Raw genomic sequence first — 13121 nt, 5'->3', positions numbered from 1 at the left:
ATGAAACCCGTCATTGCGAGGTACGAAGCAATCCCCAACTATACAAGGCAACCTTGCAAGGCCACTTTGCATATCGGGGATTGCTTCGTGCCTCGCAATGACGCTCGGTTTTTGAGGATAGTTTACTTTTTCTTCTTCACCTGCCTCTCCCTTCAAACCCTTGCCCAATCCCCTTACGATAACAATGTCTACAACCCAGCCATTAAAAGTGTGGAGTTTAACGGCACAGGCAAGCAGCTGTTCCCGGTTATAAACCTGGGCAGCGATGATAAAGTACTTTTGGCTTTTGACGACCTGCGTGGCGGCACCCGCAATTACAATTACACTATAGAGCATTGTGATGCCAACTGGAACTCTTCAAACCTTTCGCCGGCCGAGTACCTGCAAAATTTCCAGGACGATAGGTTTTATACCTTCAGCTACTCCATAGGTACGTTCCAAAAATATACGCATTACGAGCAGCAGATCCCTAATGATAATATCGCGCCCAAAATATCCGGCAATTACATCCTGAAGGTTTATGAGGATGGCGATCAATCCAAAATGATCCTTACCCGGCGTTTATACGTGGTGGGTCAAAAGGTTTCAATTGCGGCCAATACGCTTGCTTCGCCAAGTACGCAAACTCGCCAAACCAATCAAAAGTTAAACTTCACTGTCGACTATGGGAGCCTTAGGGTGCAAAATCCATCTTATGATATCCGGGTTTTTGTAATGCAAAATGCACGTATATCAACGGGTATTTTAAATACCCGACCTACCAATATCCGCGGCACTTCGTTAGTTTATAATGATGTAGCTATTAACGATTTCCAGGGCCGTAACGAATTCAGGCTGTTTGATTTGCGTACGCTTAAGCTCAATTCGCAAAGGGTGGCCAGGATTTATAAAGATACCGCCAACATAGTGGTGCTGATTGGCGATCCGTGGCGCAATAATCCCAATTATGTGCAGTACTTTGATAACAACGGGAAGTTTTATATCCTGAACCAGGACGGCAGCGACCCACGTAACGACGCTGAATATGCCCGCGTTTATTTTAGCCTGGCCGCAAATACCACGGGGAACGACGGCACGCCATACATTGTAGGTATGTTTAACGATTACAAAATTGACGAACGCAGTAAACTTACACGCGACGAGAATGGCCGCTATTATATCAACCTGTTGCTAAAGCAGGGCGTATATGATTACGAATATGTTTGGGTTGACAACGCAACTAAAAAAGCCGACGATGTACCCATTGAAGGTAGCCACTTTGAAACCGAAAACGATTACCAGTTACTGGTTTACTACCGCCCCGCAACGGCCCGCTGGGACGAACTGGTAGGGTTTAGTATGGTGAATACCATGAAGAAGTAATCGTTTCACCATACCATGTCCCGTCCGGTTGTAGTTTATACTACTGTTATTCTGAGTGGTAAAATTTCGAGAAACTTGGAACGGGGAAATTACATTCAAAAATAAAAGACTGTCATCCTGAGGCACGAAGGATCTATTCGCGAACTTTGTTGGCGGTTATGCATGGCGTACAATAGATCCTTCGCTATCGCTCAGGATGACAGAAAATGAAGCTTGTCATTCTTTCGTGCGTTAGGATGAAAGGTTCTTTATTTCTAAATCCCACAATTATTTATAATTTAGTGTCGTAATTACATTTAATCCAATTGTTGCCTTTATGTACGCTATAAAATCTTTCCAAAAGGTCATTAAGCTTAGTGGCCTGTTGCTTGTCGCGCTGTTTTTTAGCGCCAAATCGTTTGCTCAGCAAACCCGTCAAACACTGGATTTTGACAAAGGATGGCGCTTTAACCTGGGCGAGGTGGCTGATGCCGAAAAGCCCGTCACCAGCGACGCCAAATGGCGTAGCCTTAACCTGCCCCATGACTGGAGCGTAGAAGGCAAATTCAGCAAAGATAACCCTGCAACACCCGAAGGTGGCGCACTACCGGGTGGCATAGGCTGGTACCGTAAATCATTTACCGTTCCGGCATCATCAAAAGGCAAATTGGTATACATTGATTTTGACGGCGTTTACCAAAAAAGCAAAGTGTGGATTAACGGGCACCTGCTTGGTTTCAGGCCTAATGGGTATATTTCATTTCGCTATGAGCTAACTCCGTATCTAAATTTTGGCGGTAATAACGTTATAGCTGTTAAGGTTGATAATTCGGTTCAGCCAAATTCGCGCTGGTATTCCGGTTCTGGTATTTACAGGAATGTGTGGCTCGTTACTACCGCTAAAACTGCTATTAACCATTGGGGGACCTTTGTAACCACTACAGATGTAAGCAATGCATCGGCAAAAGTAAATATCAAAGTAAGCGTAAAACACGGATCATCTGCTGCTGGGCTGGTTGTAAAAACTACATTATATGATGCCCTTGGTAAAGCAGTTGCAGGCGGCGGCTCAATACCATCTAAAGCACAATTACAGGATACCATATTTGAAACAAATACTACCCTTGCATTAAAAAATCCAACCCTGTGGAGTGTTGATAAGCCTTATTTATACAAAGCGGTTACGCAGGTACTATCTGGCAAAACCGTTATCGACGAGTATACTACCCCTGTGGGCATCCGTTATTTTAATTTTGATGTGGATAAAGGCTTTAGTTTAAATGGTAAGGCCATGAAAATTTTAGGCGTATGCGATCATCATGACCTGGGTAGCCTTGGCGCGGCCATCAACACCCGCGCATTGGAGCGCCAGTTGCAAATATTAAAAGCAATGGGTTGTAATGGTATCCGTACCTCGCACAATCCACCAGCGCCGGAGTTGCTTGATCTTTGCGATAAAATGGGTTTCATTGTAATGGATGAAGCCTTTGATTGCTGGGAATGGGAAAAAGTTAAATACGATTATCACCTGTTTTTTAAAGAATGGCATAAACGCGACTTAGAAGACCAGGTACTGCGCGACCGTAATCACCCCAGCGTAATGATATGGAGTATTGGTAACGAAATTCCGCAACAGCATGATTCCACGGCTTTAAGGATAGCACCGGAGCTTGCTGCAATAGTGCATAGCCTTGATACTACCCGCCCTATTACAGCAGCCAACAATAACCCGGATGCAAAAAATAAGATCATAGCTTCAGGCGCGTTAGATTTAGTGGGTTACAATTACCATGAAGGGGAGTATGCCGGTTTTCATGACCGCTACCCCGGTAAAAAATTCATAGCCACCGAGACAACATCCGGGCTGGAGACACGCGGATTTTACGAGATGCCATCAGATAGCATTCGTGTATGGCCCGAAAAATGGGATAAACCATTTGAAAGAGAAGGTAATAATGTATCGGCTTATGACAACGTACGACCACCATGGGGATCGACCCATGAGATGACCTGGAAGGTGATGAAGAAATATGATTTCCTTTCGGGGATGTTCATTTGGACAGGCTTTGATTATTTAGGTGAACCTACACCATATAGCTGGCCGTCGCGCAGTTCGTACTTTGGTATTGTTGATTTAGCCGGTTTCCCTAAAGATGTGTACTACATGTATCAAAGCGAGTGGACAAATAAGCCGGTACTGCATATTTTCCCGCACTGGAACTGGACTCCGGGCAAAATGGTTGACGTTTGGGCTTATTACAATAATGCCGATGAAGTGGAGCTTTTCCTGAACGGCAAATCATTAGGCACCAAAAAGAAGACCGGCGACGATCTGCACATCATGTGGCGTGTAAAATATGAGCCAGGTACGCTTAAAGCGGTATCGCGCAAGGATGGTAAAGTGGTGTTAACCAAACTTATCCATACTGCCGGCGAACCGGCCAGGGTCGAACTATCAGCCGACCGTAAACTCATCAAAGCCGACGGAAAAGACCTGTCGTTCATCACCGTAAAAATATTGGATAAAGATGGCAACGTAGTCCCCGATGCAGATAACCTGGTCGACTTTAAAATAAGCGGCCCCGCCTTTGTTGCCAGCGTTGATAACGGCGATCCTGTTACACACGATTCTTTCAAGGTATCGTACCGTAAAGCTTTCCATGGCTTAGCACTGGCCATTGTACAGGCAAAGGAAAAAGCAGGCGCCGTTACATTTACAGCAACATCAAAAGGCTTGCCTGCTGCTACAATTACGTTGACTGCGAAATAACCAACCGAAATCTAAAGAAATACCGATATGTCATTGCTTTTGTTAGACCAAAGGCAATGACATTTTTATTTTAAATGCATAAACATTTAATATCCGTAAAACAATTGGGCGTTTAACCCATTAATTGGTAATACTTTATTACCTTGTTTTATGCCTGCCAAAGAATACCCGTTTTATCTTAAGAGCACCGTTATCATGTTCGGGCTCATTTTATTGGTTTACATATTTTACCAGCTGGCCGATGTTTTTGTACCCGTAGCATACTCCTTATTTATCGCCATTTTGTTGAACCCGGTTTGCAATTGGCTGGAAAAGAAAAAGGTGCCTAAAGCAATAGCTATTTCCATTACCTTGTTGTTGGCATCCATAGCCATAGCGGGGTTGTTTTATTTTCTATCTACCCAAATAATCCAGTTTGGCGATTCGCTGCCCGTGCTGAAGCAAAAATTTGCAACTATCTCGGCCTCGGCGCAATCATGGGTGGCAACAACTTTTGGTTACCCCGTACAAAAGCAAAACCTGCTTATTAAAGAGGCAATGAATAACAGCCAATCACTGTTGGGTAGTACCCTGGGTTCGGTATTAGGTATATTTGGGTTGGTATTTATTATACCGGTTTATGTTTTCCTGGTACTTTATTATAAAACTTTACTGCTCAACTTTTTTTACGAAGTATTTTCTGAGGAGAACTCCAAACGCGTAGCCGATGTATTGCAGGAAACCAAAGCCGCTGTACAAAGCTATATCATAGGTTTGTTAATTGAGATGATAATTGTGGCGGCGCTGAATTCGCTGGCGCTTATACTGCTTGGTGTAAAGTATGGCATCCTGATTGGAGTTATCGGCGCTATCCTTAACCTGGTGCCTTATTTAGGCGGTATTATTGCCATAGCCTTGCCTGTATTGATGGCTACAGTTACCAAAGATGGCTACTCGACACAATTGGGCGTAATTGGGGCTTACCTGGTAATCCAGTTCATTGATAACAATATCCTGGTACCAAATATCGTATCATCAAAGGTTCAGATCAACGCGCTCATGTCTATAATCGTAGTATTTTTGGGTAATATGCTATGGGGACTATCTGGCATGTTCTTGTCCATTCCGTTCCTGGCCGTGTTGAAAATTATTTTCGACCGGATAGACGGCCTTAAACCATGGGGCAAACTACTTGGTGACACCGTACCCACCCGCCATAAAGGCGATATATGGAAGAGGAGGAAGAAAGTTATTCTACCTGTGAAGTAAGTAAAAATTCAAAAAAGGAAGCAAAGCGGTCAATATAATGGAGGCTATAAAAATCAAAAGCCAAAACCGCTATGCAATTTTGACTTTTGATTTTTTAATTTTGACTTAAATTAGTGATTGACACCGTTTTCGCCTTTGTTCAGGGTTCCGTTGATGTATAAAACCTGGTTTACTTTTTTAGGGTCGCCCTGGTATACCCACACAATATTGTTGATGTAGGTTTTAAAGGCGTTGTTAACCTGCTCAACAGTTAATTTTTTAACATCATCAACCAAAGTTAATGAGCGTTTCCAGTTATCAAATAACACTTCGTTTGATGCGATAGATGATGCCTGGGCGCTATTGGTTTCGTTTTTATAATAAAAACCGGTTAGGTAGGTAACCTTCATGTTGGCTACTTCTTCGGGTTTAAAGCCTTCTGTTTTTACTTTATCAACCAGCTTATCAAACACGGCTATATATTTATCTGGCTGCGTGGTTGATACCGAAAAACGTGCGGTTGATGTTTGCCCAACGCTAAACCAGGCCTGCGGTGCATATGATAAACCATTATTGGTACGCACATCTAAAAAATGGCGGTTAGCGAAGATCCGCATAGCTACGTTAAATGCGTCAAAATCTTCAGTGCCAGGGATAGGGCCGCTGGTGATACCTTCAACATAGTTGGTGGCCAAATCGCGCTGCTCCACATTAATGCTGTTTTTGTAAACCTTGAATGATGCTTTTTTAAACGCGAAAGCAGGGCCTTTTTTAACACCATCCAACATCGCTTTTACTCTGGCCTCGATAGTAGCCTGATCAAGATCGGCCACAACAACTATCAGTAAGCGCGATTTGGTGAAGATGGACGTATAATAAGCTTTGGTTTCTTCGGGCGTTAATTTGGTCAGTATGTCTACTGTTCCCATCGGATCTTTGGCATAGTCGCGATTTGCAAATGCAACTTTATCGGCAAACTTATCAATGGCATTATCCGGCCTGGAGTCAAGGCTTTTTAAATTGGTAATTGCGTCCTGTTTAATACGGGCAAACTCCTTGGCATCAAAACGCGGTTGGGTCATGGCCTCAACATATAGCGGCCAAACAACGTCCAAATCGCTTTTAATGCAGTTCATGCGTACTACCGAATAATTTTTGTTGCTGTAACCGTAAATGGTTGAGCTAACTTTATCCAGAATATCCTTAAACGCGTTTTTATCGTGTTTAAGGGTGCCGCATTCGGTTAGGGCGTTCATCGCCATAGATTCGATACCCATTTTCTCGGCCGAGTAGTTTTGTACGCCGCCTTTAATAATGGTTTGTATCTCTACAATATCATTACCGCTTGGCTGTACAATTACCTTAACGCCATCAACCGAAGTTTCGTAAGCAGCTTTTTGTGCCTGTACTGTTTTTATATTTCCTATCGCCGCTATAATCAGCAGGCCCAACATATATTTCTTCATCATGATAAGATCTTTTAAATTACTTAGCTACAAAAAATGAAGCTGCATTCAGTTGTTTACTCAAATCGGGCGATATAATTAAGCCTGCCGCATATGGTTTACCGATGATATAGGTATCCACAAATTTTTTGATATCGGCACGGGTTACTTTCTGGTAATTACTATCAAGGTCGGTAGCAAAATTGAGCGATGTGCTACACCATTGGTAACTCAACTGGCTGGCCAGGGTTGATGGCTTTTCTTTACGGTGAATGCTGTTACGCAATAATATAGCTTTTGCGTCTTTCAGTTGCTCGTCGGTGTAGTAATCATCCTTTGCCCATAGGCTTATCTGGTTTATTACCTCGTCATAGCATTCTTTAAGTTTGGTTGGGTTCGGCTCAATACCCATATCAATAGGTCCAACGTATTTGCTGGTTGTGTAGCTTACATATACGCTGCTTGCCAGCCCTTTATCAACCAAAGCCTGCTGTAGTTTCGACGAGTTTAAACCCACAATAGTGCCAAACAAATCCGCAGCCACGGTAGATGCCGAATCGGTAAGGTATGACGGCCCCTGCCATGAAATTTGCATTGATGGTGTTTGCGCTATGGTGGTTTCTTTAATAAAATATTCTTTTTGGGTTAATGGCTTAAATGCCGGGATAGGATATTTTTCGTGCGGGTTGAAACCACTGCTTTCCCAATCGCCAAATATTTTTTCGGCCATGGCAAAAGCTGCATCATGTTTTACGTCGCCGCAAATAGTAAGCAAGCTGTTGTTAGGGAAATAATATTTGTTTTTGATGACCATCATTTTCTCGGGCGTAGCGGTGTTAATCACTTCGTGAATACCGATTGGATTTTTACGGGTGATGAGGTCGCCCCATAACTTTTGCTGGATACCGTACCATAACTGGAAACCCGGATCGCTTTCGGCACGCTGAAACTCGCCGTCCACAACAGGACGTTCCTTTTTCATATCCTCCTCGCGGTAAATAGGAAAGCGGATGGCTGCGTTCATGAATTTTAAACCTGCGCTAAGGCTATCCCTGTCAAAAGTAAAAAAATAGTTTACGCGCTCTACATCGGTAGTGCCATTCCATATGGCGCCAAGTTCTTGCGTACGTTTCAGAAATGATGCCTGGTCTGGATAATCTTTGTTGGCTTTAAAAAACATATGCTCGAACATGTGCGACAGGCCGCTGAATTCGGGACCTTCGGTATAAGCACCGTTTTTTACGGCAATTTCAATGGTAGCCAAAGGCACTTTGCTATTTTCAATAACAACAACTTCCAGTCCGTTTGGAAGCTTTTTCCAGAAGTAGCCTTCCGGCAGCCGGGGCTGGGCAATTGCAAGGCAAAAGCTAAAAACCCCGATAACACTCAGTGTTAAGGTTTTAATAAGATTTTGGGTCATAGATATATTTATAATGTTTTAAACACTATAAATATATTGGTATAAATTAGGAAAAGGAAAAAATTATCCTTTTTTAACTTAATTTTTAGTTAAAAGGTATAAACTGATTGCGTATATTATTTATAAGCCCGATTTAATACTATTGTAAGGCATGCCTAAATCATCAATAGAGTATTGGGTAAGTATGCTATCTTTTATGGTGATATAATCTCCACGATCAGTCACAAACCATTTTTCGATACCATCCTTAGTAACCACAGTTGGGATTGTTGCAGATACCACTTTGCCTGTTGTATCCAATTCCAGTATATAATACTCCTTCTTCGGATCGGTTAAATCCCTGAAGGGAATAATAACGGTATGGTTGTTATCATCAATAAAGTGCCCGAAAAAGTTTTGGTCTTTTAATTCCTTTGGATGAAAATTAACCAGTTTTTGGGCCATCTGTGCAGATACGCCGGTTATTTTCAGCCTTACAACGTTGCCTTCCGAATCTTTTAATGTATCCTGCATAGTTGCCGTTTGGGCACTGGGATATTTGGCAATGGCGTAAAAATTGTTCGATCCGGTATTTTTATCATTATGGCCGGGCAGCATATAACATAGTTGCAGGTTAGGCAAAGCTGCACTGTCTGATTTTATTTTTCCGGCGATACCAAGCAGTTGTTCTTTCGTCAGTCGGGTTTTGATATTAACGATAACCTTACTGGCCGTGTCTGATTTAGTTACTTTGGATATGCTGTACCAGGCAACGTCTTTTTTTGTGCAGGCGGATGCAAAGAGGGCAACAGACAAAATATAAAAAGATAGATTTTTCATAGCGTTACAAAGATAACACGATTTTACTCAGTTTTATTTTTACAACGTTGTTCAGGAAGATGATGCCGTTCAAAGATTTGAAAGGGTTTACCGGGCCTTTTGTATGTGAGACAACTATTAAACCCTGCGGCAATATGAATTATTTAAATAAAAAGGTTTTACTTTTTTGCTTTTTCCAGGTTCCGTTTTACCAGGAATTTGGTAATCCTGGTTATCAAATCTAAAGGCATTGGTTTATCCAGGGGGAATTGAACCGATCCTTTGGCACCTTTGTAGTTGGATAGTTCTTCTTTAAATTCATCTATTCCGCCCGGTGTAGGGTAAAGTCCAATATGGTTTTTATAGCCCGCAAAGTAAATAAGGTTGCCGTGGAGGGTAAAGGCAGGCATTGCATAGCTTATTTTTTCTTTGGCTTCGGGAGCCGCTTTCTGGATGGTAGCACGTACCTGTTGCAGTATTTGCTGAACATCATGGGGGAAGGCTGCAATATATTCATCGATAGAGGCTGGTTTAGTTGTCATCATAACATTGGTTTTAGGCCTTGATAGCCAGGTTTATAAATGTTTTAAACACCTAAATATACAAAACCTATGCAAACTGATGTAGTTAGATTGATTTTATACAATGTTTTTATATCAGTGGGAATACTGGCTAAACAGAAAGATAAATGGTAATTAAGGTAATTAGTAAGGGTAGTGGTATCGTAGTAAAAATAATACCCTTTGTTACAGTATGTTGAGCGCTTTTTTTAAACTATTTTCAAAAAATAATTCTCAAACACAAAAAAAAAGCTACATTTGCACTCCCCAAAAGGAGGTATCATAGCTCAGTCGGTAGAGCAAAGGACTGAAAATCCTTGTGTCGCTGGTTCGATCCCAGCTGATACCACACTTTCAAAAGCTTCTTAGTTAATTCTAAGAGGCTTTTTTTGTGGAGAAAAAGCCTCTGTATGCTCCAAACGTAGTTTTTTAATGAAATTACCTTTTAAATAACTATTTTTGTACGTGCTTTTATAGCATTTGCTGCAACCCAAAAGTCAGCTAACCCCTGGGTCAATTTGGCCCGAAACAGGGTGGTCACATCTCCATTAATATACACATTGCAGAAATAGCGTTTCTTTTAGGCTTTGAAAATCCAATCTGTTTCTCCCGTTTATTAAAAAAAGAGGTTGGCGTTCCTCCAAATGTATTCAGGGACCAACACTTAAATTAATTGAATTCCATCAGCAAACGGAAATGTGTCGCAACGCCCTATTTAAATAAAATTCAAAAGTAAAGGATAACTCAATCGGCCTCGGACGATAATTAATTTACCGATGGTCAGGGTTGCGCCTAACAGTTCTCCAACTTGCAATGTGGTGGATTTTAGCTCAACAGTTCGTTAGAACCGCTGCCGTTGAACCTTGCACAAATATTTCATAGAAGCACTTCTGTCGTCATATTACCAAACCAACGTTAGCCGTTCGCCCTTTTTCAGGGTGCAATTTGTTTCTTTAATTGTCGTGTCGTTACCTTAATAAATTCGTTCCTGTCTTTCTTTGCTTCCTTTATCATTACTTTTAGGTCGGCTGGAATGTCCAAATACTTTTCTGCCCACAAATGAACTTCTACAATTAGTGGTAATAAGTCTATTGCCTTTTGAGTAAGTTTATATAACACTTTTGCCTTACTGTCCGGGTGTTCCAACTTTTCGATGAGTTTGTTATCTTCTAAACTTTGAAGTCTTGATGCTAAAATGTTTGTCGCTATACCTTCTGCTGATTTTAAAAAGTCGCCATAAGTTGATTTATTATGGAACATCATATCTCTAATAATCAATAGCGACCACCTGTCGCCAAAAATGTCAAGTGAACAACTGATAGGGCAGTCCGACCTTTTTTTTACTGTTTCCATTCTCTTATTCATAAACTTCTTAAAAAGAATTCAATAATTGCTTGCATTTTGAAAGTTGTTTGTATGTTTGTACTTGCAAAATGAAAGCAAATTTATAAATAAATAGTCAAAGTATAAAATGAACAATCGCTTCGTTAGGCTTTGGTTTGACAGTGGCAACCAAGCTACACGAAAGTGGTTACAAGGAGTTGGCACAAGTCGCAACCCAAGTAGATACAAGTGCCATTTAAAATATTGGCGTTGGATATTGCTGATGATAATTCTGTAAAGTCATTCGTAAATCCATCCTGTTAGCAAGGTGCTTCGTTGTTTTTGACAATACAGCATTTCGCTTACAAAACATTTGAAAATTCTATTATCAAAATATAAACAAATCTAAAAAATCAATAAAAATGAAAGCATTTACAGTAGAACGCTACGGCAAAAAAGAAAAATTACATTTAACCGATTGGGCACAACCAACAATAAATGAAAACGAGGTATTGGTTCAAATCAATGCAGCAGCCATAAACTTGTCAGATACAATGCTTAAAAATGGCGACTTTAAATTATTTCTGCCCTACAAAACACCGTTTGTAAATGGACAGGATATGGCAGGCGTTGTTACAAAAGCAGGTGCAAAGGTTGCTCAATTTAAAGTTGGCGATGAAGTTTATGCAAGGCCATCTGATTTTAAAATTGGCACTTTTGCAGAATATATTGCTGTAAATGAAAATGATTTGGCTTTAAAACCAAAAAATATTTCCATGGAAGAGTCTGCATCTATTCCTGTGGTTGGGCTTACTTCCTGGCAAGTACTTGTTAAAATTGCAAAACTAAAAAAAGGTCAAAAAGTATTTATACAAGCAGGTTCTGGTGGTGTTGGTACATTTGCTATTCAGCTGGCAAAACATATTGGTGCTTATGTTGCTACAACCACAAGCACAACAAATATTGAATTGGTTAAAAGTTTGGGTGCTGATTTAGTAATTGATTACAAAAAAGAAGATTTTGTCAATATTTTAAAAGATTATGATGTTGTGCTACATAGCATTAAAGATGCAAAAGTGCTTGAAAATTCTTTGAAAATTTTGAAACAAGGTGGTATATTGGTTTCTCTTACAGGTCCACCAACAGCCGAATTTGCCAAAGAAATCGGTTTGGGCTGGCACCTGCAAATGCTCACCAATTTGTTGAGTTTGTCTACAAGACGAAAAGCAAAAAAATTGAATGTCAATTTTAAGTTTTTGTTTATGAAGCCAGAAGGCAAACAGTTAAGCGAAATTACAGCTTTGATTGAAGCAGGAAAAATCCGTCCAATAATTGATAAAGTGTTTCCGTTTGAACAAACAAACGAAGCAATGGCTTATGTTGAAACTGGTCGTGCCAAAGGAAAAGTTGTTGTCAAGGTTAAGTAGTTTGTCTGGCTGCGGAAAGTTTGAACGGTGAAACATTTTGCAATTGGATTCATATTTCTACTATTTAAAGGCTAAACTGTGATTTTATACTGCCTATAAATGCAGGGTCATCGTATTGCTGACAGTTTGCCGTAAGCATTTTGGCATCTTCTCCCGTTGTATAGCTTAATTGATCTGTTGTGGCTTTAAATATTACTCCGGCCACCACACTTGCAGGTGAAGCATTTTTAGCTATTGCGGACGTTGCTGCTATCAAAGAATTAACAAGCTATTGATATTCAGTCATATTTTCGTCGCTACTATAGATCTCATACCTGGCTCAACAATTTTTACTTATCGCCAAATTGCGCCATTTCATAACTAAGCGATTCTGAAATGCCTTCGACGGTAAATTTTGTTCCGTGGTATAATGAACCCAAAGGAAAAGTGATTAATAACCTCTGAAAATTCTAACAAATGTTAAAAGCATTCCCTTTTGGGGCTAACGAAAGATTCTTATCGAACTTGTAATTCTATGAATAGCCCCCCAATTTATAAGTCTAAATCGGCTATTAAACGCAAATCAGACAGGAAATAGTTCGAGATTTGTACAGTAGCCACCACACTTTCAAAAGCTTCTTAGTTAATTCTAAGAGGCTTTTTTTGTGGAGAAAGAGCCTCTGTATGCTCCAAACGCAGTTTTGGATCAGTCCGAAAAGTTGGGAGGATAAGAGTTAGGCGTAGATATTAGCAAGTCTGAAGAGGAAGAAAGAGGTATCCCTGACGCCGGAAAAGTTGGGGGATAAGATTCGAAAATTTGAACCAAATGGA

Annotated in this window: 10 protein-coding genes and 1 tRNA gene; 5 read left to right on the top strand and 6 right to left on the bottom strand. The window is 40.7% G+C overall.

Features of this window, described 5'->3' with window-relative positions; all coding sequences use genetic code 11:
- From PQ469_RS22380 to PQ469_RS22370, 3 genes are all read left to right on the top strand, one after another.
- The gene (locus PQ469_RS22380) at positions 1 to 1362 is read left to right on the top strand and encodes a type IX secretion system plug protein (protein ID WP_274209658.1); all 1362 of its coding nucleotides are present in this window, start codon (positions 1 to 3) and stop codon (positions 1360 to 1362) included.
- Between the two features lie 316 nt (positions 1363 to 1678).
- A complete protein-coding gene (galB, locus tag PQ469_RS22375) occupies positions 1679 to 4111 on the top strand; it encodes a beta-galactosidase GalB (RefSeq protein ID WP_274209657.1) in 2433 nt (810 codons plus the stop codon).
- Between the two features lie 150 nt (positions 4112 to 4261).
- Positions 4262 to 5359 (top strand): AI-2E family transporter, encoded by a 1098-nt coding sequence (locus tag PQ469_RS22370; RefSeq protein WP_274209656.1) that lies wholly within the window; start codon positions 4262 to 4264, stop codon positions 5357 to 5359.
- Positions 5360 to 5469: 110 nt separating this feature from the next.
- Here the strand turns inward: PQ469_RS22370 and PQ469_RS22365 are convergent, their stop codons facing one another.
- The 4 genes from PQ469_RS22365 to PQ469_RS22350 all read right to left on the bottom strand — a co-directional run bounded on the left by PQ469_RS22365 (position 5470) and on the right by PQ469_RS22350 (position 9546).
- Positions 5470 to 6807, bottom strand: coding sequence for a M16 family metallopeptidase (locus PQ469_RS22365; RefSeq protein WP_274209655.1), 1338 nt, complete (start codon positions 6805 to 6807; stop codon positions 5470 to 5472).
- A gap of 16 nt (positions 6808 to 6823) precedes the next feature.
- The gene (locus PQ469_RS22360; RefSeq protein WP_274209654.1) at positions 6824 to 8203 is read right to left on the bottom strand and encodes a M16 family metallopeptidase; all 1380 of its coding nucleotides are present in this window, start codon (positions 8201 to 8203) and stop codon (positions 6824 to 6826) included.
- Positions 8204 to 8323: 120 nt separating this feature from the next.
- Positions 8324 to 9022 (bottom strand): hypothetical protein, encoded by a 699-nt coding sequence (locus tag PQ469_RS22355; protein ID WP_274209653.1) that lies wholly within the window; start codon positions 9020 to 9022, stop codon positions 8324 to 8326.
- 158 nt (positions 9023 to 9180) lie between these two features.
- Positions 9181 to 9546: an iron chaperone gene (locus PQ469_RS22350; RefSeq protein ID WP_274209651.1), complete on the bottom strand. Its 366-nt coding sequence runs from the start codon at positions 9544 to 9546 to the stop codon at positions 9181 to 9183.
- A 291-nt stretch (positions 9547 to 9837) separates the two neighbouring features.
- Here PQ469_RS22350 and PQ469_RS22345 point away from each other — a divergent pair.
- Positions 9838 to 9910, top strand: a tRNA-Phe gene (locus PQ469_RS22345).
- 584 nt (positions 9911 to 10494) lie between these two features.
- On the opposite strand, the gene PQ469_RS22340 is transcribed toward PQ469_RS22345, so the two are convergent.
- Complete coding sequence (locus PQ469_RS22340; RefSeq protein ID WP_274209650.1) at positions 10495 to 10914, bottom strand: winged helix-turn-helix transcriptional regulator; 420 nt, start codon at positions 10912 to 10914, stop codon at positions 10495 to 10497.
- A 392-nt stretch (positions 10915 to 11306) separates the two neighbouring features.
- Here PQ469_RS22340 and PQ469_RS22335 point away from each other — a divergent pair, with 392 nt between their 5' ends.
- Entirely contained in the window at positions 11307 to 12311 is a 1005-nt protein-coding gene (locus PQ469_RS22335; protein WP_274209649.1) for an NADP-dependent oxidoreductase, read from the top strand.
- 64 nt (positions 12312 to 12375) lie between these two features.
- On the opposite strand, the gene PQ469_RS22330 is transcribed toward PQ469_RS22335, so the two are convergent.
- Complete coding sequence (locus PQ469_RS22330; RefSeq protein ID WP_274209648.1) at positions 12376 to 12567, bottom strand: hypothetical protein; 192 nt, start codon at positions 12565 to 12567, stop codon at positions 12376 to 12378.
- Positions 12568 to 13121 lie beyond the last annotated feature (554 nt).

Source organism: Mucilaginibacter sp. KACC 22773, assembly GCF_028736215.1.
Taxonomy (GTDB): domain Bacteria; phylum Bacteroidota; class Bacteroidia; order Sphingobacteriales; family Sphingobacteriaceae; genus Mucilaginibacter.
Note: the sequence above shows the minus strand (reverse complement) of the source record. Positions and strands in the feature narration are given on the sequence as shown.

Coding starts and splice junctions, on each gene's coding strand:
- PQ469_RS22340 (WP_274209650.1), bottom strand. CDS start 10,914: ATGGAAACAGTAAAAAAAAGGTCGGACTGCCCTATCAGTTGTTCACTT.
- PQ469_RS22355 (WP_274209653.1), bottom strand. CDS start 9,022: ATGAAAAATCTATCTTTTTATATTTTGTCTGTTGCCCTCTTTGCATCC.
- galB (WP_274209657.1), top strand. CDS start 1,679: ATGTACGCTATAAAATCTTTCCAAAAGGTCATTAAGCTTAGTGGCCTG.
- PQ469_RS22370 (WP_274209656.1), top strand. CDS start 4,262: ATGCCTGCCAAAGAATACCCGTTTTATCTTAAGAGCACCGTTATCATG.
- PQ469_RS22350 (WP_274209651.1), bottom strand. CDS start 9,546: ATGATGACAACTAAACCAGCCTCTATCGATGAATATATTGCAGCCTTC.
- PQ469_RS22365 (WP_274209655.1), bottom strand. CDS start 6,807: ATGATGAAGAAATATATGTTGGGCCTGCTGATTATAGCGGCGATAGGA.
- PQ469_RS22360 (WP_274209654.1), bottom strand. CDS start 8,203: ATGACCCAAAATCTTATTAAAACCTTAACACTGAGTGTTATCGGGGTT.
- PQ469_RS22335 (WP_274209649.1), top strand. CDS start 11,307: ATGAAAGCATTTACAGTAGAACGCTACGGCAAAAAAGAAAAATTACAT.
- PQ469_RS22380 (WP_274209658.1), top strand. CDS start 1: ATGAAACCCGTCATTGCGAGGTACGAAGCAATCCCCAACTATACAAGG.